The sequence below is a fragment of the Nonomuraea montanisoli genome, assembly GCF_013363975.1.
Taxonomy (GTDB): Bacteria; Actinomycetota; Actinomycetes; order Streptosporangiales; family Streptosporangiaceae; genus Nonomuraea; species Nonomuraea montanisoli.
Window position 1 is genome coordinate 267,773 of the sequence record NZ_JABWGN010000003.1, and the last position, 17,452, is coordinate 285,224.

Sequence of the window (17,452 nt, forward strand, 5' to 3'; positions counted from 1 at the left end):
CCCCTCGACGGGGAGCGCCCCCACTCCCCCGTCCTGATCCGGCCCTCCGGAGCGGCATGCGCGCCCCTGACGCGGGCGACGGTGCGGGCGGTGTGGCGTTGAGGCCGCCGCGTCATCAGGCCGACCCGCGCGCGGTCGCGTGGTGGACGGCACAGGCGCTGATCCTGGCCGTCCCGGTGGCGGGCGCGGCCGTGGCGGCGTACTGGCTGTTCACGGGGCACCCGGTGTGGCTGGGCGTGCTGGTGGCGGGGTTCGCGGTCTGCTGCCTGGCGCTGGCGCTCGCCGGTCCGCGGGCGTCGTACCGGGTGGAGCGCTGGGAGGTGACGGACGACGCCGTGTACACGCGCAAGGGCTGGCTGACCCACACCTGGCGGGTGGCGCCGATGTCGCGCATCCAGACGGTCGACACCGCGCGGGGGCCGGTGCAGCGGCTGTTCGGGCTGGCGGACGTGACGGTGACCACGGCCTCGGCCGCCGGGCCGATCACGATCGAAGGGCTGGACCACGAGCTGGCCGCCGAGCTGGCGGCCAGGCTGACGGCGATCACGCAGGCCACGCCCGGGGACGCGACATGAGCTGGCGCCGGCTGACCCGGCGGAGCCTGGCGGTGTCCGCGGTGCTGTCGCTGGGGGTCGTGGTCCCGGTGGACGTGGTGGTGGTGCGCGTGCTGCGCGGGCTCGACTGGACGTGGGGGGCGATCGCGGCCGTCGCGGCCGTGGGCGCGGCGCTCATCGTGGCGGGCGTCGTGGCGTACGACGTGACGCGGCTGCGCGTGACCCGCTGGCGGCTCACCCGCGAGCGCCTGGAGCTGCGCTCCGGCGTGGTGTCCCGGCAGCACCGGTCGGTGCCGCGCGACCGGATCCGCAGCGTGGACCTGCGCGCCGATCTGGTACGGCGGGCGTTCGGGCTGACCGTCGTGAAGATCGGTACGGGCGGCCATGGGGACGAGAGCGCCGAGCTGACCCTGGACCCGCTGCCGGTCGCCGAGGCCGAGGCCCTGCGCCGCGTCCTCCTGTCGGACGCTCCGGCCGACGCCTTCCTCGCGGAGGATCCTGTCGTCGCGGGCGCGCCGAGCCGAGGGGACGAGCCGGTCCCGGGAAGCGAGACCTCACGGGGAAGCGGCACTTCCCGGGTAGACGAGGCATTCCTGGGCAGTGGGCGTTCCCGGGAGACCGAGGCGTCCCGGAGGAACGGTCCTGCTCAACGGGACGAGGCTGCTTCCGGACATCGACCTGCTCGGGGAGACGAGCCTCTGGGAGCGGCGCGCGCGGTCGAGGTGGTGGCGCGGCTGCGGTGGCCGTGGGTCCGGTACGCGCCGCTGACCGTGTGGTCGTTCGCCGGTGCGGCGCTGGTGCTCGGCGCGCTCTACAAGCCGTTGGACGCGCTCGGGGTGGAGGTGTTCTCGGGCGAGACGGCGGCCCTCGTGTGGGGCTGGCTGACGGAGCGGCCCTGGGTGACGATCCCGGTGGTGGTCGCGGGCAACGTGGTGGCCGGTGTGACGGGGGCCGTCCTGCTCTTCGTGGAGTCCTGGGGCGGTTACCGCCTGGAACGCGAGCCCGGCCGCCCCGCAGCGCCCGCGGACGCCGGACCGGACACGGATTCGTCACCGGCCACGCCGCACGCCGCGCGACCGCACGGACGCCCGGCGGGATCGCACGAGGGACCGGCACCGCGGGATGGGCGGTGGCGGGTGCGGCGCGGGTTGCTGACCAGCCGCTCCCTCAGCTTGGACGAATTGCGGCTGCGCGGCGTGGAACTCCGCGAGCCGCTGCTGCTCAGGCTGGGCGGCGGCGCGCGCGTCAAGGCGGTGGCCACCGGGCTCGGCAAGGCGCAGGAGGGCGAGACCGAGGACGTGGCGGCGCTGACCCCGCCCCTCCCCCGGGCCGAAGCCGCGCGCATCGCGGCGCGGGTCGCGGGCGAGCGCCTGCCCGAACCGGTGCCGCATCCGGCGGCGGCGCGGCGCAGGCGCGTGCGGCGGGCGCTGATCGCCGCCGTCGCCCCCGCGGTGGCGCTCGCGGCGACGGCCACGTGGATCCGGAACGGCGGTGCGGAGGCGTGGACCCGGGGCGGCGGGCCGGGCGCGTGGGCACGGACCGACGACGTGCGGGCGTGGATCCGGGACGGCGCGCTGGAGGCGTGGGTATGGGGGGCGGCGGCTGCGGTGCTGCTCCTGGTGCTGCCGCTCGCGCTCCTGGCGGCCCTGGCCGGGTACCGGAGCCTGGGGCACGGGCTGGGCGGGCGTCACCTGGTGTCCCGGTCCGGTGCGGTGGTCCGGCGTACCGTCGCGCTCGACCGTGGCGGCATCGTCGGCTGGACGATCACCCAGTCGTACGTCCAGCGCCGCGCCGGGCTGCTGACGGTCTCGGCCACGACGGCCGCCGGGGACGGTCATTACGACGTGCTGGACGTGGGCGGCGACACCGGTCTGGAGCTGGCGGCACACGCCGTGCCCGGACTGCTCGACCCGTTCCTGGTCCGTCGCGGCCCTCGCACGGGGACCGGTCGAGGATGACCGTGGGCCGCTCACACGCGAGATGACCCGACGTAGGTGGTATGCGGCCCGCGCAGGATGACCCCGGAGTCGCATGCGTGCGCCGAAGGAGCCTCGCGCGCGCGGGCCCGGCTCCCAACGGGCGGGCGCGCGCGAGGCGGTGAGTCGCGGGATCCCCCACGGCTTGCCCGCGCCCCTGTCACGGTCAAGCGAGATCACGCGGCTCGGCTGTTGCGTGATCGACGCTATTTGTCCCGCTTGCAGAGCGGTTGCAGGCTCGTAAACCTCTCGCGTCATGAGTCCGGGAACGCCCTTTCACCCGAGCGGCCGCCGCGGTCGATCTCGCGGCCGGAGCCCACGCGGCAGAGGTCAGCGGCCGAGGCCGGCGTCGCGGGCGCGGACGATGGCCTCGGTCCGGTCGGCGACGTGCAGCTTGGCGAAGATGTTGGAGACGTTGTTGCGCACCGTCTTCGGCGACAGGAACAGCGCCGAGGCGATCTGCGGATTGGAGCGACCGGCGGCGATCAGCGAGAGGATCTCCCGCTCGCGCGGCGTGAGCTGCGGGAACATGCTCTCGTCCGGGGCGGGCGCCGGGGCGGAGAAGTACTCGGCCACACGGCGGGCGACCGTCGGCCCGAAGATGGCCTCCCCGTGGGCGACCGCCTGGATCGCGCGCACGATCTCCGCCTGGTTGGCGCCCTTGAGCAGGTAGCCGCGGGCCCCGGCACGCATGGCGGCGAACAGCGTGGCGTCCTCCTCCGACATCGTCAGCATGAGCACGCCGATGTGCGGGCTGTCGGCGACCACCCGCCGCGTCGCCTCGATGCCGTCGAGGTCGGGCATGGTGACGTCCATGACCACGATGTCCGGTTGGAGGGCGGCGGCTCGTTCCACCGCCTCGCGTCCGGTCGCGGCCGTGCCGACGACCTCCACGCCGGGGATCGAGCCCAGCAGCACCGCCAGCCCGTCCCGGTAGACCGGGTGGTCGTCGGCCAGCAGCACGCGGATCGGCTCATCGGACACCTGTCGCCTCCATACCTGTCTCCTCCAAGCCCGCCGCCGCGACAGAAACCGAGGCCGAAGGCGAAAGCGAAGGCCGAGCCGCCGGCGTCTCCGGGATCTGCGCCAGCGGCAGTCTCGCGCGGACCAGCGTGCCGCCCTCCTCGGGACAGCTCACCTCGCAGTCGCCGCCCAGCTCCGCCGTGCGCTCGCGCAGCGACAGCATGCCGACCCCGGCGACGACGTCCGGGCCGATGCCGCGCCCGTCGTCGCGCACCAGCACCTCCAGCGCGCCCTCGCGCACGCCGAGCGTGACCTCGCAGCGTCCCGCGCCGGAGTGCCGCACCACGTTGGCCAGCGCCTCCGACACGATACGGTACGCCGCCACCTCGACCGCGGCCGGCAGCGCGGCGAGCCCGTCGCCGGACACGGCCACGTGCGGCCCGCCGGAGCGCAGGCGGTCGGCCAGTTGCTCGACGGCGCGCAGCAGGCCGAGCTCGTCGAGCGCGGGCGGGCGCAGGTCGTGGACCAGCCGGCGGACGTCGGCCAGCACGGTGGTGACCTCGGCGGCCGTCTGCTCCAGGATGCGGTCCGACTCCGCGGGCGCGGACGCGGCGAGGTTGCGGGCGGCCTCGATGCGCAGCGCCACCGCGCCCAGGCTGGGGCCGAGCCCGTCGTGCAGGTCGCGCCGCAGCCTGCGGCGCTCCTCCTCGCGGGCGAGGACGAGCCGGGCGCGGATGCGCTGCAGGTCGGTGCTCAGCTCGCTGGCGCGCGCCGCCGCCGCGGCCTGCCGGACGAGGTCGCCGAGCAGCCGCTGGTCGCGTTCGGTGAGGTCGGCGCGGCACAGCACCAGGCGGCCGACCGCCTCGCCGCGGTAGGCGACAGGCAGCGACAGCGACGGCCCGCGCGGCGAGCCGTGCTCGACGACCGACCGCACGCCGCCGGGCCGCTCGATCTCCACCCGCACGTACGGCAGGCGGAACGCCTCCGCCACGGTCGTGGCCAGCGCGCGGAGCTGGTCGTCCGGCTCGGTGGCGAGTTCGAGGCGTTCGGCGAGCGTGGAGACCGTGGCGTACGGGTCGTCGCGCGCCCCGCGGGCCAGCCGCCGGGCCGCCCGCCACAGCCAGGTGCGCAGCGGCGCGTAGGCCACCGCCACGATCGCCATCGCGGTCAGCGCCGACTCGCGCTCCCCCAGCACGCTCCCCGCCACGGTGAACACGACGATGTCGATCACGACGGCCAGGGCCGCGAGCACGCCGTACAGGAAGGTGGCCGGCAGCAGCCGGTCGATGTCGTAGAGGCGGTACTTGGTCACCGCGACCAGCACCGCGCACGAGGTGAGCCCGAGCGCGACGCAGAGCAGCACCGCGGGCACCCCCGGCGGCGCCACGAGCGGCAGCAGCAGCACGAACATGTCCACCAGCGCCGCCCACGTCAGCCAGCGGATCTGCGCCCGCCGCTCCGGGTCCGCGGCACGGTAGCGGCGCACCATGACCGCGAACGGCACCACCAGGCTCACCGGCACCGCGGCCTGGGCCACCGCGATCAGCGGCTGCCACACCTCGTACGGCAGGCCGACGCTGAGCAGGTCGAGGTCGAGCCGGGCGATCCCGGCGGGCAGCTCGGCCGCCCAGTGACGGCTCAGCACGTCCATCGGCACGAGCAGCCAGACCACGGCCTGGAACGCGGTCAGGCCGAGGCTGGCCAGCGACAGCCACCGCCATCCCCGCGCCGAGGGCAGGCGGCCGTCGGGGAAGAGGAGGATCAGCAGCGGCAGCCCGACGAGCAGCAACGCTCCGAACCGGGCGTACAGCCAGTACGCCAGAGCCGCCCCCGGCGTCCCCGGGGAGCCGTAGACGGCGTGCAGCGACCAGGCGTCGGCGAAGCCGTTCAGCCCCCACAGGACCCCCGACAGCACCAGCACCCAGGCGACCGGATGCCGGGGCAGCCGCCGCAGCAGCAGCGCGCCCGGCACCACCTGGGCCAGCCCGGCCACGGCGTACGGCCAGCTCACCTCGTCCAGGTCGGCGCCCGGCGGGACGGCGACGCCGGCGTTGACCACGTCCAGGACGGCCGTGCCGGCCGTGAGCGCGACCACGAGGAGCGCCACCGCGACCGCCACGATCACGGGCAGACGGGCGGCGCTCGCCGGCGCCCTGGACAGTCCCCGGCCGTCTGTGCCGGGCGCCCCGGCCGAGCCCCGGCCGTCTCTGCCCGGCACCCCGGCCGAGCCCCCACCGTCCGCGGCCGGCGCCTCGACTGGTCCGGTTTTCGTCATTCGAGCATTGTCGCCGGTTTTGTGTCCCGTTGTCCCGGGACACGATGTCCCGGGACTGCGGGGCCGCGGCCCCTCCCCGACGGTCAGTTCCCGGTGGGCTTGCCCTCCAGGCCCTCCAGGCCCGCCAGGTACGCGCGGGCCACCTTGAGCGCCCCCGCCTGCGCCTCCTTCTTCGGCATGAGGCGGACCTCGGGCGAGTTGGTGGGCTCGTCGCCGCGATGCTGCTGACCCGCGTAGTCCACCGCGACGACCAGCGCGCCCTTGCGGATCATCACGGTCGTGCTGCCGGCGAACACCACGTTCCTGCGGTAGCTGAGGTACTGGCTGTAGGCGGCGTCGCCCATGCCCTTGATGTCGGTCAGCTTGTCCCAGACGACGTCCTTCGTGGAGAAGGACTCCATGGACTTGTTGCCGCCGCGCCGGCCCGCGTAGAACGTGCCGGCCGCGCCGGCGTCGGGCGCCCCCGCCCGGTTGGTGAACCGGTGCGTGGTGATCAGCACGCTGCGGACCTTCGTGACGCCGCCACCCGCGTCGATCTTGCGGTTGAGCCAGCGGCACTCGGTCTGGGTGTCCGCGCCCGTCGTACTGCCCGTCGCCTTGGTCTCGGCGTCCGGCACCAGCGCGGTCGCCGCCTTCCCCGCCGCGACGCAGTCGGCGGGCATGGCCGCGAGCGGCGTCGGCGTCGGCGTGGGGGCGGCGGTCGTAGGCGTGGCCGTGGGCGTGGGGATCTTGAGCGGCTGAGCCAGCACGTCGGGGTGCTGGGCCTTCCACGCGGCCACGCCCTTGGCGATCTGGCCGACGATGCCGGTGACCTCGCGGATGGCGTTGCCCTCGGTGACCGACTGGACGGTCTTGTTGGTGAGGAGGGCGGCGTCCTTGCGCCGCTGGTCGGCCTGGTACTTGACCTCGATGGTCATGTCGCCCACCCGGGCGTGGGCCTCGCCGTAGGAGTACCACAGCACGGTGCCCGACCGCCGCCACACGTACTGGGCGAACGCGCCGTCGCCGACGCCCTGGATGTCCGTGACCTTGGAGGTGTAGTCCCTGTCGCCCTTCGTCGGGGTGGGTTTGGCGGTCTCGGCGTACTTGGCGCCGCCGCGGTCGATCTCGAACGAGTTCTGCGCCATCGACCGGCCGGTCTTCGCGCCGTCGCCGCGGTGCTGGTCGACCTTGACCTCGATCTGGCGGCTGCGCCAGTACTCGCCGAACGAGATGCGGAGGTTCGCCCAGGTGCAGGTGAAGTTGATCGTGTAGTCGCTGGACCGGGAGTCGCCGGTGACCTTCGCCTCGGGCACGAGCCGGTCGATCGTCTCCTCGGGCAGCATGGCGCACACGTCCGGGCCGGGCACGGGGCCGTTCGCCGCCTTCGACGCCTTGGCCGCCGGCTCCTGACCGGCGGACGTCCTGCCGTACACGAGGTACGCGCCGCCGGCGCCGCCCGCCAGCAGGAGCGCCACGCCCGCGGCCACGACGGGCATGACCCAGGGGCGGCGCGCCTTCGGGCGGTCGGGGGTGGGGGTTCCGCCGGTGGGGACGTCCAGGCCGACGGACGACGGCATGGTGACCGACCCGCCGTCCCCGGTCGCCGCCTGGCCGTATCCGGGGCCTTGAGGGTTCCGGCCGGGCGGGTTCTGGCCGGGCGGGCCGTACGGGGTGCCCGGAGGCGGTGCGCCGTACGGCTGGGGCGCGGGGCCCTGGGACGGTCCGGGAAGCGGGCCGCCGTACGGGCCGGGCATGCCTTCTGGTGCGGCGGAGGGACCGGCGGGCGGCCGGCCGGGCGGCCCCGAAGGCCCCTCAGGTCCCGAGGGCCCCGAGAACTGCCCGGCCGCAGGGGCGGAAGGCGGAGCCGAGGGAGGCCACACCGGCGCCCCGAAGCCAGGACCTGACGGGGCCTCGAAGCCAGGACCTGACGGGGCCTCGAAGCCAGGACCTGACGGGGCCTCGAAGCCAGGGCCTGACGGGGCCCCAGACTCAGGACCGGCGGAGTGAGGGCCGGGGGGCTGCCCGGCCGGAGGAGCCGCCGGCGGGCCGGCGGGCGGAGGGACCGGGCGCCCCTCGTACGGCTCCGCCTGCGGCTCCCACGGAACGAACGCACCAGGCGCCGGCGACTCCTGCGACGGCGGGAACCCCGGCGGACCGGAGTACGGCGCCTGCGGGACCCCGGAGTGCGGCGGAAAGCCCTGCGCCCCCGGCCCCGGCTGCGGCGCGAAGCCCCCCGGCCCCGGCTGCGTGGGGAAGCCCTGCGGCCCGGACTGCGGGGACGGCGGCGGGAAGCCGGGCGGTGGGGACGGGGGCCCGGCCGGTGGCTCGGACGGGCCGCCCGGCCCCGGTCGGGGGTTGTGCGGGGGCTCGTTCCGGTCACCGGCATTCACGAGGGACTCCTGGGGATTTCGTCATGACATGCGACTGAACATGCTAGTAAAAGCCGTGATGCGGCACTCGCCGATCCACCCAGAGCGCCTCAGGAGCCAGAGAAGCAGCCCCACGTGACGGACCCGTCGGCGGAGGAGCCGAACCCGCTCGACCGGCCGCGCCTGTCGGCGCGGTGGTTCGCGGCCCCTGCAGCTCGGTCGGGCAGGAACGTGCAGGAACGTGACCGACGGGCCCGGCGGGGACGGCTCGCCGTCCCGCCCCGCGGCGGGTCATCCTCCCAGTGCCGCCGAGACCGTCCGCGCGGCCGTGAGCACCGTCTGCTTGCCGCCTCCCGCGTCCTTGACCGCCACCCTCTCGCGTTGCAGGGTCACCTGCCCCATGAGGTTGCTCAGCCGGAACAGCACGACGTCGTTGCTCCGCCCCTCGTTCGGGGCGGCGAACGCGAACGAGGTCTGCGCGTACGCGGTCTCGCCCACCCCTTTCACGTCCTGCCCTTCGCCGGTGACCCTGCGGAACACCGTGCCCTTCGCGCCCACCCTGCCGGCGCGCTCGCTGGCGTACCTGCGCTCGGCGATCCGGGGGCCGCTGAGGTCGCCGGCCGGCCGCTCGGCCCAGACCTCCACGATCAGCGTGCGCGGCGCGTTGGTGTTGTCGAGTTTCCACTGGCACTCACCCGGCCGTGGGGCCGTCCGCACCACCGCCCCGCCCAGCAGCTCCACGGCCCGGGCGTCGCCGACCAGCCCGCACGGGTCGGGCGCCGTCGCGAACCTCCCGGCCTCGGGCGTCCCCTTGAGCGCCGTGACCCCGTACCAGCCGGCCACGCCCACCAGCGCGGCGGCCACGGCCGCCACCGGTACGAGCCACCGGCGGCGACGGCGGCGGACGGGCTCGGCCAGCGCGTTCAGCCGCTCGCGGACCACGCCCGCCGGCGGGCGCGTGACCGGGTCCTTGGCCAGCATCGCCATGATGAGCCCACCGAGCTCGGAGCCGGCCCGTTCCGGGAACGGGGGGTCGTGCAGCAGCACCGCGGCCGCGACGGCGGCCGGCATGGCGCGCTCGAACGGCGCCCTGCCCTCGGCCGCCACGTACAGGGCCGCGCCGAGCGACCACAGGTCGGAGGCGGAGCCGGCGGCCTGCTGGTTCAGGCGTTCGGGAGCCATGTAGCCGAGCGAGCCGCCGCCCGAGGTGGGGCCCGCTCCGTCCTGGCCGTACAGGGGCACGGCGATGCCGAAGTCGGTGAGCATGGCCGAGCCGTCGGCGTCGAGCAGGATGTTGGCCGGCTTGACGTCGTGGTGGAGCATGCCGTTCATGTGCGCGGTCTCCAGCGCCGACAGCACCCTCAGCCCGATGCGCGCCACCTCCTCGGGCGGCAGCGGTCCGCGCTCCTTGACCACCTTATCCAGCGAGCGCCCGGTGACCAGATCCATGATGATCCACGGCTGGTCGCCCTCGAGCACCACGTCGTGGACCATGACGATCGCCGGGTCGCGCAGCCGCCCGGCGGACCTGGCCTCGTGGATGGCGCGGTCGGCGAACGCGGCCCGCTGCGGCGGGGTCAGGCCCGGCGGCACGCGGACCTGCTTGACCGCCACCTGCCGGTCGAGCGTCTCGTCGATCGCCCGCCACACCGTGCCCGCGCCGCCCTCGCCGAGCCGCTCGACCAGGCGGTAGCGGCCGGCCAGCCGGTAGGCCTCAGCCGGCACGGCGCAACGCCTTCTCGGTGGCCCGCGCCGCGTCCAGCGCGGTGCGCTTGATGTCGTCGTCGGTGGGCCGGTCGCCCAGCGTGGTGTACTCGACCCGCACCACGAGGTTGGCCAGCCGGAAGTAGACGTGGGCGCTGTGCATCCGGCCCGTCGGCCCCTTCATCTCGTAGCCGAACGCCTCCTCCCCGATCCCCGTCACGGCGTGGGCGGGGGTGAGGCTGGCCTTGTTGGTGCCCGTCGCGCCGACCTCCGGCCAGGTCCAGTCGACACCCTCCCGGTACTTCCCCCATTTGATCTTCTGGTTCTCGAACAGGGTGTGCGCCGAGGCCGGGGTCATCGACCACGGGTCGGCCGTGTCGGAGTCCTTCTGGAGCTGGACGCCGATCCCCGTCTTGGGGATGGTCCAGCCGCAGGTGGGACCCTCCTCGTCGGAGCTGCGCCGACCGGCCGGGGGTTTCTGGACCCGCAGCAGCCGGGCCACGTCCTCGCCCTGCAGCACCGAACAGGCGTCCATCGGCACGGTGAACGCCTCGGGAATCCCGTCGTCCTGCCGCCGCACCAGCAGGAACACGCCCGCGCCCACGACGGCGAGCGCGACGACGGCGGCCACGGCGCCCCACAGGAGGCCCTTGCGGGGGCGCCGCACCCGGCCGGGGGCGGTCATCTCGTGCGTGACCGTCAGGCGCGGCGACTGGCCGGCCGCCACCTGCCGGAGCGCGTCACGGGCGGTGCGGGCGTCCGGCCTGGCGAACGGGTGACGCGCGGTCAACGCGGCGATCACGGGGCCGATGAGGCCGCCGACCTCGGGCGGCGGCGTGGTCAGCGTCGCGGTGATCCGCTCGCCGGCCGTGCCGCCGTACATCGGACGGCCCTCGACCGCGTAGAACAGCGTGGCCCCGACCGACCACAGGTCGGAGGCGGGGCCGCCCGGGTCTCCGTCCAGCCGCTCCGGCGCGATGAACCCCGGCGAGCCGATCGTCAGCCCCTGCTCGGTGATCGCGGCCTGGCCCTCCTGGCGCGCGATGCCGAAGTCGGTGAGGACCACCCGGCCCGTGTCGGTGATGAACACGTTGCCCGGCTTCACGTCGCGGTGCTGCAGCCCCTGCGCGTGGGCGGCGGCCAGCGCCTCCAGCAGGTCGGCGCCGACCCGCGCCGCGTGCTCCTGCGGCATCGGGCCGTGCCGCTTGACCACGTCGGCCAGGCTGCCGCCCCGCAGCAGCTCCATGACCAGCCACGGACGGCCGTACTCGACGATGACGTCGTGCAGCGCCACGATGCCGGGGTGGCGCAGCCTGGCGGTGGCCTGCGCCTCGCGCACGGCCCGCGTGACCAGCTCGTTCCGCTCCGCGGCGGGCAGCCCCTCGGGCAGCGTGAGCTCCTTGACCGCCACCTCGCGATCGAGCATCTCGTCCCTGGCCAGCCACACCCTTCCCATGCCGCCGGCGCCGAGCTGGACGATCAGGGAGTAGCGGCCGGCGAGTCTTCCGCCAGACATACCCGGAAGACTAACTAAGGATCATGATGAAAGGTTATTCGTCGGGCGGACGCGCAACTGTCGGTGGCCGACTCTATGGTCTTGGATCGTGGACGCGGTACAAGGCACCCTCGACGAGCTCGGCACCCCGCTGAGTGACGTCACGTTCGTCGTTTTCGACCTGGAGACGACCGGCGGCTCGCCGGCCGAGCACCAGATCACCGAGATCGGCGCGGTCAAGGTGCGGGCCGGCGAGGTGCTGGGCGAGTTCTCCACGCTGGTCGATCCGGGAGGCCCGATCCCGCCGTTCATCTCGGTGCTGACCGGCATCACCGACTCCATGGTCGTGGCGGCGCCGCGCATCGAGGCGGTGCTGCCGAGCTTCCTCGAGTTCATCCAGGGCACCACGCTGGTCGCGCACAACGCGGGCTTCGACACCCGCTTCGTCAAGGCGGCCTGCGCCGCCCACGGCTACCCGCCGCCGGCCAACCCGGTCGTCGACACCGTCGACCTGGCCCGGCGGGTGCTGACCCGCGACGAGACGCCCAACGCCAAGCTCGGCACGCTGGCCCGGTTCTTCCGCAGCCCCGCCGAGCCGTGCCACCGCGCCCTGCAGGACGCCAGGGCCACCGTGCACGTCCTCCACGGGCTCATCGAGCGGGCGGGATCGTTCCAGGTCCACACGCTGGAGGAGCTGAAGTCGTTCGTCCGCGCGCCCACGCCCGAGCAGCAGCGCAAGCGCCACCTCGCCGAGTCGGTGCCGCACTCCCCCGGCGTCTACCTGTTCGAGGACGAGCGCGGCGAGGTGCTCTACATCGGCAAGAGCACCAACCTGCGCAACCGCGTGCGCTCCTACTTCACCGCCAGCGAGACCCGGCCGCGCATCCGCGAGATGATCGGCATCGCCGAACGGGTCCGCCACATCGTGTGCGCCACGGCGTTAGAGGCCGAGGTGCGGGAGCTGCGCCTCATCGGCGGCGCCAAGCCCCGCTACAACCGCCGTTCCCGCTTCCCGGAGAAGGTCGTCTGGCTCAAACTCACCCAGGAACCGTTCCCCCGGCTGTCGATCGTGCGCGAGCTCAAGGACGACGGCGCCGCCTACCTCGGCCCGTTCGGCAGCAACCGCTCCGCCGACGACGCCCGCCTCGCCCTGCAGGAGGCGGTGCCGCTGCGCCAGTGCACCCAGCCGATGACGCTGCGCACCCGCCGGGCGGCGTGCGTGCTGCTGGAGATGGGCCGCTGCGGCGCGCCCTGCGAGGGGCGGCAGAGCCAGGCCGAGTACGCCCTGCACGCCGAGACGGCGCGCCGGGCCATGACGCTCGACGCCACGCCCGTCCTCGCCGCCGTGACCGCCCGCATGGAGCGGCTGTCGGCCGAGCAGCGCTACGAGGAGGCGTCGATCGAGCGCGACCGGCTGGCCGCGTTCGTCCGCACGGCCGCGCGCATGCAGCGCCTGTCCGCGATCACCCGCATCCCGCAGCTCATCGCCGCCAGCCCCGCCTTCGACGGCGGCTGGGACATCCACGTCGTCCGGTACGGCCGGCTCGCGGCCGCCGGGGTCATGCCGCGCGGCGCCCACCCCGTGCCGTTCGTCGAGTCGCTGGCGGTCCGCGCCGAGACCGTCCTGCCGGGGGCGGGGCCGATCCACGCGGCCGGCGCCGAGGAGACGGAGTGCATCCTGCGCTGGCTGGAGTCGCCGGGGGTGCGGCTGGTGGAGGTCGACGGCGACTGGGCGCTGCCCATCCACGGGGCGGCCCGCCACAAGGCCCGCATCGAGCTCGCCTACCGGCCGCTCGCCGCCGAGCGCTCCCACTCCCGCGAGGGCCGGCCCTTGCGCTGACCCGATAGAGTTGGGGCCATGGTCACGGCTATCGTTCACATCAACGCCGAGGTCGACCGGATTCCGGAGGTCGCCCAGACGATCGCCGAGATCGACGGCGTCAGCGAGGTCTACTCCATCACCGGCGAGTACGACCTGCTGGCCATGGTGCGGGTGGCCGCCTACGAGGAGATCGCCGAGGTGGTCCCGGGCCGCATCAACAAGGTCTCGGGCGTGCTGCACACCGAGACCCACATCGCCTTCCGGGCCTACTCCAAGCACGACCTGGACGCCGCCTTCTCCATCGGTTTCACCGAGTCCGACTGAACCTCCGGCCTGTTCCCTTCCTGAGGGCCCGACGGTTCACTTCTTGAGGGGCTGACGATCCGTCTCTCGCGGCGGCCCGTCCCTCCGGGCCCCCCTTCCGCGCTGCCGACCTGCGCCTCCCACGCACAGGCGCCCGGTCACCGCGTCGCCGACCTGCGTCGCCGACGTCCGCGCCGTCCGCTTACGGGGCGCCCTGTCGTCGCGCTGCCCGCCCCGCCACCCGCTCGCGTGCGGCCTGCTCGCATGCGGCCCCGCGCCGTGCCCCGGCGCCTCCGCCCGCCCGCGCTCCTCGCGCCACCCGCTCTCCCCCCGGCCGTCACAGCATGCGGAAACAGCGAGGGCCCGGACGGCTGGTGCCGTCCGGGCCCGGGCTGGGCCGCCGGTCCTCAGGGGAGCGGCGGCGGGTGGATCAGTGGGTCAGCGAGCGGTCCTCGCCCGACCCGATCGCGGCGTGCTCGTCCTCGTGGCCGTGGCCCTCGTCCAGAGCGATCTTCTCGCCGCCGTACGCGCGGGACATGCGGGCCCGGAGCTTGCCGAGCGGCCCGCGCATGCCCTTCGGCGGGATGCCGGCGCCGTCCGCCTCGACGGGCAGCATCTGCACCGCCTCCTTGCCGCGCACGTGAGCCTCGATGTCGTCCGCCGGAGGCGTGTGGATCTCGATGAACTCACCGTGCGGCAGCCGCTTGATGACGCCCGACTCGACGCCGTGCGAGACGACGGCCGCGTCGGAGCGCTGCAGGCCGAGGCAGACGCGGTAGGTGATGATGTACGCCAGCGCCGGCCCCACGAACACCAGCACCCGGCCGATGTACGTCGTCCAGTTGAGCGAGATCTGGAAGTTCGCCGAGAGCTCGTCGTTGGCGCCGAGCAGCCAGAGCACGCCGTAGAACGTGATGGCGGCCATGCCGATCGACGTGCGGTGCGGGTTGTTGCGCGGGCGCTCGGCGATGTGGTGCTCGCGGTGGTCGCCCGTGATCCAGCGTTCGAGGAACGGGTACAGCGCGAGACCGGTCATGACGAGCCCCAGCGGCACGAGCGCCGGGATGATCACGCTCAGCGGCAGCGTGCCCGCGTGGGACGTGCCGAAGAGGTTGATCTCCCACGACGGCATGAGCCGCAGCGAGCCCTCCAGGAAGCCCATGTACCAGTCGGGCTGCGAACCCGCCGAGATGTCCGCCGGCGTGTACGGGCCGAACAGCCAGATCGGGTTGATCTGGGTGAACGTGGCCAGCCCGGCCACCACCGCGAACGTGAACAGGGTGTACGCGCCCGCCTTGGCCATGAAGGCCGGGTAGAACGGCGCGCCCACCACGTTCTTGTTGGTGCGGCCCTTGCCCGGCATCTGGGTGTGCTTCTGCACCCACATGAGCACCAGGTGGGCCGACACGAGCGCCAGGATGAGGCCCGGGATGAGCAGGATGTGCAGCGAGTAGAACCGGGAGATGATGTCCTCGCCCGGGTATTCCCCGCCGAACAGGAAGAACGTGATGTACGTTCCGACCAGCGGCAGCGAGATCGCCACACCCTCGGTGATCCGCAGACCGGCGCCGGAGAGCAGGTCGTCGGGCAGGGAGTAGCCGGTGAGGCCCTCGACCAGCGCCAGCGTCAGCAGCAGGACGCCGATCAGCCAGTTGAGCTCGCGGGGCTTGCGGTACGCGCCGGTGAAGAACACCCGGAGCATGTGCACCATCATGCCGGAGACGAACAGCAGGGCCGCCCAGTGGTGCATCTGCCGCACCAGCAGGCCGCCGCGCACGTCGAAGCTGATCTCCAGCGACGACGCGTACGCCTCAGACATCATGACGCCCCTGAGCGGGGCGTACGAGCCGTTGTAGGCGATCTCCCCCATGCCGGGCTTGAACCAGAGCGTCAGGAACGTACCGGTCAGCAGCAGGAGGATGAACGCGTAGAGGGCGATCTCACCGAGCAGGAACGACCAGTGGTCGGGAAAGACCTTCCGCAGGTTGCGCTTGAGGAAGTTGGCCCCGCCGATGCGCTCGTCGAGGAAGTTCGACGGACCGGCGACGCCCTTGGGAACCGTTGTCAGGTCGCTGCTCATGCGTGACCTCCCTTGGACCTGGCCTCGGCCTCGGCGTCACCGCGCTCCCAGTAGCTGGGACCCGGGGGCACCGCGAAGTCGCCCTTGGCGATGAGGTAGCCCTGGTCGTCGACCGTGATCGGCAGCTGCGGCAGCGGCCGGGCGGCCGGGCCGAAGATGACCTTCGCGCCGTCGGCGGCGTCGAACGTCGACTGGTGGCAGGGGCACAGGATGTGGTGGGTGGTCTGCTCGTACAGGGCCGCCGGGCAGCCCACGTGCGTGCAGATCTTGGAGTAGGCCACGATGCCGTCGTGCGTCCAGTTGAGGTTGGTGCCCGACTTGATCTCGTCCGCACGGAACTTGATCAAGATCAGCGTGGCCTTGGCGAGGGCGTTGAGGTCGTGCTCGTAACCCTCGGGAACGACGGACAGGATGCCGCCCGGCGAGTTGAAGTCGGCCGCGCGGATCGGCTGGCCGGTGCCCTCGACGACGAGGCGCAGCGGCTTGCCCTCCTTGGTCTTCTCGCCCCAGACGGTGTGGCGCAGCGTCTCGTTGAACTTCGCGCCCGGCATCTTCGAGTTGTCGAGGTCACGCAGGAGGACCAGCGGGATCAGGCCGAGCGGGGCCGCCGCGAGCAGCAGGGTGCGGCGCAGCAGCGGGCGCTTGACGAACCCGCTCTCCTTGGCGCCCTGGAGGAAGGTCTCGGCGACCACCTCGCGAGTGTCCTCGTCGGAGACCATCGGGTGGCGCTCCTGGATGAGGGAGTACTTCGGCATGATCTGGCGGACCCAGACCACGATGCCGACGGCCAGCCCCAGCAACGCGAGCGTGAGGCTGCCTCCCAGCGCGAGGGTGGAGGTCGCGGTCTTCTCCGGGCTGCCCACCTGGAACACCACGTAGGAGATGATGAACGCGATCGCCGCCAGGAAGGTGATCGTGAAGCACAGCGCCACGATCTTCTCGGCCTTGCGGGCCTTGGTCTCGTCCTGGTACGTGACGCCGGCGACCTCCGCGTCGCGTGCGGCGGGTTCCCCGTCGCCGAGCATCGAGGTGCCCGGGGCGGGGGTGCCGATGACGCGCTTGGGCGCGCGCTCGTCCGGCTGCTCGATCTCGTGCTCGATGTCTGTCATGACTTCTGTCGCTTCTTCGCGGTGATCCAGATGGAGGCGAGTACGAGGGCGGTGATGCCCACGACCCAACCTACGAGACCCTCGGTCACGGGGCCAATGCGGCCCAGGCCGAAGCCTCCCGGGTCCTTCTGCTCGCGCACCTGGGTGATGTAGGCGATCATGCTGCGCTTCTCTTCGGGCGTGATCGTGGTGTCGTTGAACACCGGCATGGCCTGCGGGCCAGTGGCCATCGCCTCGTAGATCTGCGTGGGGGTGGCCTGGTTCAGGTTGGGCGCGTACTTGCCCTGCGTGAGCGCGCCGCCCGCGCCTGCCCAGTTGTGGCACTGGATGCAGTTGGCGCGGAAGAGCTCGCCGCCCTTGCCGGCGTCGCCGAGCGCGGGGTCGACCTGCTCCTTGCCGGGCACCTGCGGGCCGCCGCCGAGCGACTGCACGAAGGCGCCGATCTGACGGATCTTGTCCGGCGTGACCCAGCCCGCCATCGGCTTGCGCGGCACCTGGGCGCCGGGGTTGGACGCCGGCATGCGGCCGGTGCTCATCTGGAAGTCGACGGCCGCCGCGCCCACGCCGATCAGCGTCGGGCCGGTCGAGGTGCCCTGCGCGTTCATGCCGTGGCAGCTGGCGCAGTGAACCTCGAACAGGCTCTTGCCCGCGGCGACGTCGTCGAGCTTGCCCGAGGCAAGGGCCGCGTCCGCGGGCCTGCCGGCCTGGACGAACGCGGTGTATACCATCCCGACCAGCGCCAACGCCAAAATCAGGACGGCGTATCTCGCGAGGGGATGCCGCCGCCAAGCGGTGATCCTAGTCACAGAGATCCCGTTCC

Annotated in this window: 12 protein-coding genes; 4 read left to right on the forward strand and 8 right to left on the reverse strand. The window is 73.5% G+C overall.

What is annotated here, in order from left to right; translation table 11 throughout:
- Positions 1 to 56 precede the first annotated feature (56 nt).
- Both HTZ77_RS08130 and HTZ77_RS08135 read left to right on the forward strand, forming a co-directional pair.
- Positions 57 to 575, forward strand: coding sequence for a PH domain-containing protein (locus tag HTZ77_RS08130; protein ID WP_175588850.1), 519 nt, complete (start codon positions 57 to 59; stop codon positions 573 to 575).
- Positions 572 to 2,512 (forward strand): PH domain-containing protein, encoded by a 1,941-nt coding sequence (locus HTZ77_RS08135; protein ID WP_175588851.1) that lies wholly within the window; start codon positions 572 to 574, stop codon positions 2,510 to 2,512. The genes HTZ77_RS08130 and HTZ77_RS08135 overlap by 4 nt, the downstream gene beginning before the upstream one ends.
- Before the next feature lie 348 nt (positions 2,513 to 2,860).
- Here HTZ77_RS08135 and HTZ77_RS08140 read toward each other — a convergent pair whose 3' ends face one another.
- From HTZ77_RS08140 to HTZ77_RS08160, 5 genes are all read right to left on the reverse strand, one after another.
- Positions 2,861 to 3,514 carry a response regulator gene (locus HTZ77_RS08140; protein ID WP_175588852.1) on the reverse strand — a complete coding sequence of 218 codons (654 nt, stop codon included), beginning with the start codon at positions 3,512 to 3,514 and terminating at the stop codon, positions 2,861 to 2,863.
- Entirely contained in the window at positions 3,504 to 5,768 is a 2,265-nt protein-coding gene (locus HTZ77_RS08145; RefSeq protein ID WP_175588853.1) for a sensor histidine kinase, read from the reverse strand. Before HTZ77_RS08145 ends, HTZ77_RS08140 begins: the two co-directional genes overlap by 11 nt.
- Positions 5,769 to 5,851: 83 nt before the next feature.
- The gene (locus HTZ77_RS08150; protein WP_175588854.1) at positions 5,852 to 7,504 is read right to left on the reverse strand and encodes a hypothetical protein; all 1,653 of its coding nucleotides are present in this window, start codon (positions 7,502 to 7,504) and stop codon (positions 5,852 to 5,854) included.
- 906 nt (positions 7,505 to 8,410) lie between these two features.
- Positions 8,411 to 9,844: a serine/threonine-protein kinase gene (locus HTZ77_RS45165; RefSeq protein WP_205302303.1), complete on the reverse strand. Its 1,434-nt coding sequence runs from the start codon at positions 9,842 to 9,844 to the stop codon at positions 8,411 to 8,413.
- Entirely contained in the window at positions 9,834 to 11,339 is a 1,506-nt protein-coding gene (locus HTZ77_RS08160; RefSeq protein WP_175588855.1) for a serine/threonine-protein kinase, read from the reverse strand. The genes HTZ77_RS45165 and HTZ77_RS08160 overlap by 11 nt, the downstream gene beginning before the upstream one ends.
- A gap of 88 nt (positions 11,340 to 11,427) precedes the next feature.
- Between HTZ77_RS08160 and HTZ77_RS08165 the strand changes: the two genes are divergently transcribed.
- Positions 11,428 to 13,158, forward strand: coding sequence for a DEDD exonuclease domain-containing protein (locus HTZ77_RS08165; protein WP_175588856.1), 1,731 nt, complete (start codon positions 11,428 to 11,430; stop codon positions 13,156 to 13,158).
- 18 nt (positions 13,159 to 13,176) lie between these two features.
- Positions 13,177 to 13,464 carry an Lrp/AsnC family transcriptional regulator gene (locus HTZ77_RS08170; protein WP_175588857.1) on the forward strand — a complete coding sequence of 96 codons (288 nt, stop codon included), beginning with the start codon at positions 13,177 to 13,179 and terminating at the stop codon, positions 13,462 to 13,464.
- 409 nt (positions 13,465 to 13,873) lie between these two features.
- Here HTZ77_RS08170 and qcrB read toward each other — a convergent pair whose 3' ends face one another.
- The 3 genes from qcrB to qcrC are packed head-to-tail and all read right to left on the reverse strand — an operon-like array spanning position 13,874 to position 17,438.
- The gene (qcrB, locus tag HTZ77_RS08175; protein ID WP_175588858.1) at positions 13,874 to 15,523 is read right to left on the reverse strand and encodes a cytochrome bc1 complex cytochrome b subunit; all 1,650 of its coding nucleotides are present in this window, start codon (positions 15,521 to 15,523) and stop codon (positions 13,874 to 13,876) included.
- Positions 15,520 to 16,632 (reverse strand): cytochrome bc1 complex Rieske iron-sulfur subunit, encoded by a 1,113-nt coding sequence (gene qcrA, locus HTZ77_RS08180; protein WP_175588859.1) that lies wholly within the window; start codon positions 16,630 to 16,632, stop codon positions 15,520 to 15,522. The genes qcrB and qcrA overlap by 4 nt, the downstream gene beginning before the upstream one ends.
- A complete protein-coding gene (gene qcrC, locus HTZ77_RS08185; RefSeq protein WP_175588860.1) occupies positions 16,629 to 17,438 on the reverse strand; it encodes a cytochrome bc1 complex diheme cytochrome c subunit in 810 nt (269 codons plus the stop codon). The genes qcrA and qcrC overlap by 4 nt, the downstream gene beginning before the upstream one ends.
- Positions 17,439 to 17,452: the final 14 nt, after the last annotated feature.

Excerpts from the sequence above, each read along its gene's own strand:
- HTZ77_RS08130 (WP_175588850.1), top strand. The coding sequence starts at position 57 with ATGCGCGCCCCTGACGCGGGCGACGGTGCGGGCGGTGTGGCGTTGAGG.
- HTZ77_RS08135 (WP_175588851.1), top strand. The coding sequence starts at position 572 with ATGAGCTGGCGCCGGCTGACCCGGCGGAGCCTGGCGGTGTCCGCGGTG.
- HTZ77_RS08145 (WP_175588853.1), bottom strand. The coding sequence starts at position 5,768 with ATGACGAAAACCGGACCAGTCGAGGCGCCGGCCGCGGACGGTGGGGGC.
- HTZ77_RS08150 (WP_175588854.1), bottom strand. The coding sequence starts at position 7,504 with ATGCCCGGCCCGTACGGCGGCCCGCTTCCCGGACCGTCCCAGGGCCCC.
- HTZ77_RS08160 (WP_175588855.1), bottom strand. The coding sequence starts at position 11,339 with ATGTCTGGCGGAAGACTCGCCGGCCGCTACTCCCTGATCGTCCAGCTC.
- HTZ77_RS08170 (WP_175588857.1), top strand. The coding sequence starts at position 13,177 with ATGGTCACGGCTATCGTTCACATCAACGCCGAGGTCGACCGGATTCCG.
- qcrB (WP_175588858.1), bottom strand. The coding sequence starts at position 15,523 with ATGAGCAGCGACCTGACAACGGTTCCCAAGGGCGTCGCCGGTCCGTCG.
- qcrA (WP_175588859.1), bottom strand. The coding sequence starts at position 16,632 with ATGACAGACATCGAGCACGAGATCGAGCAGCCGGACGAGCGCGCGCCC.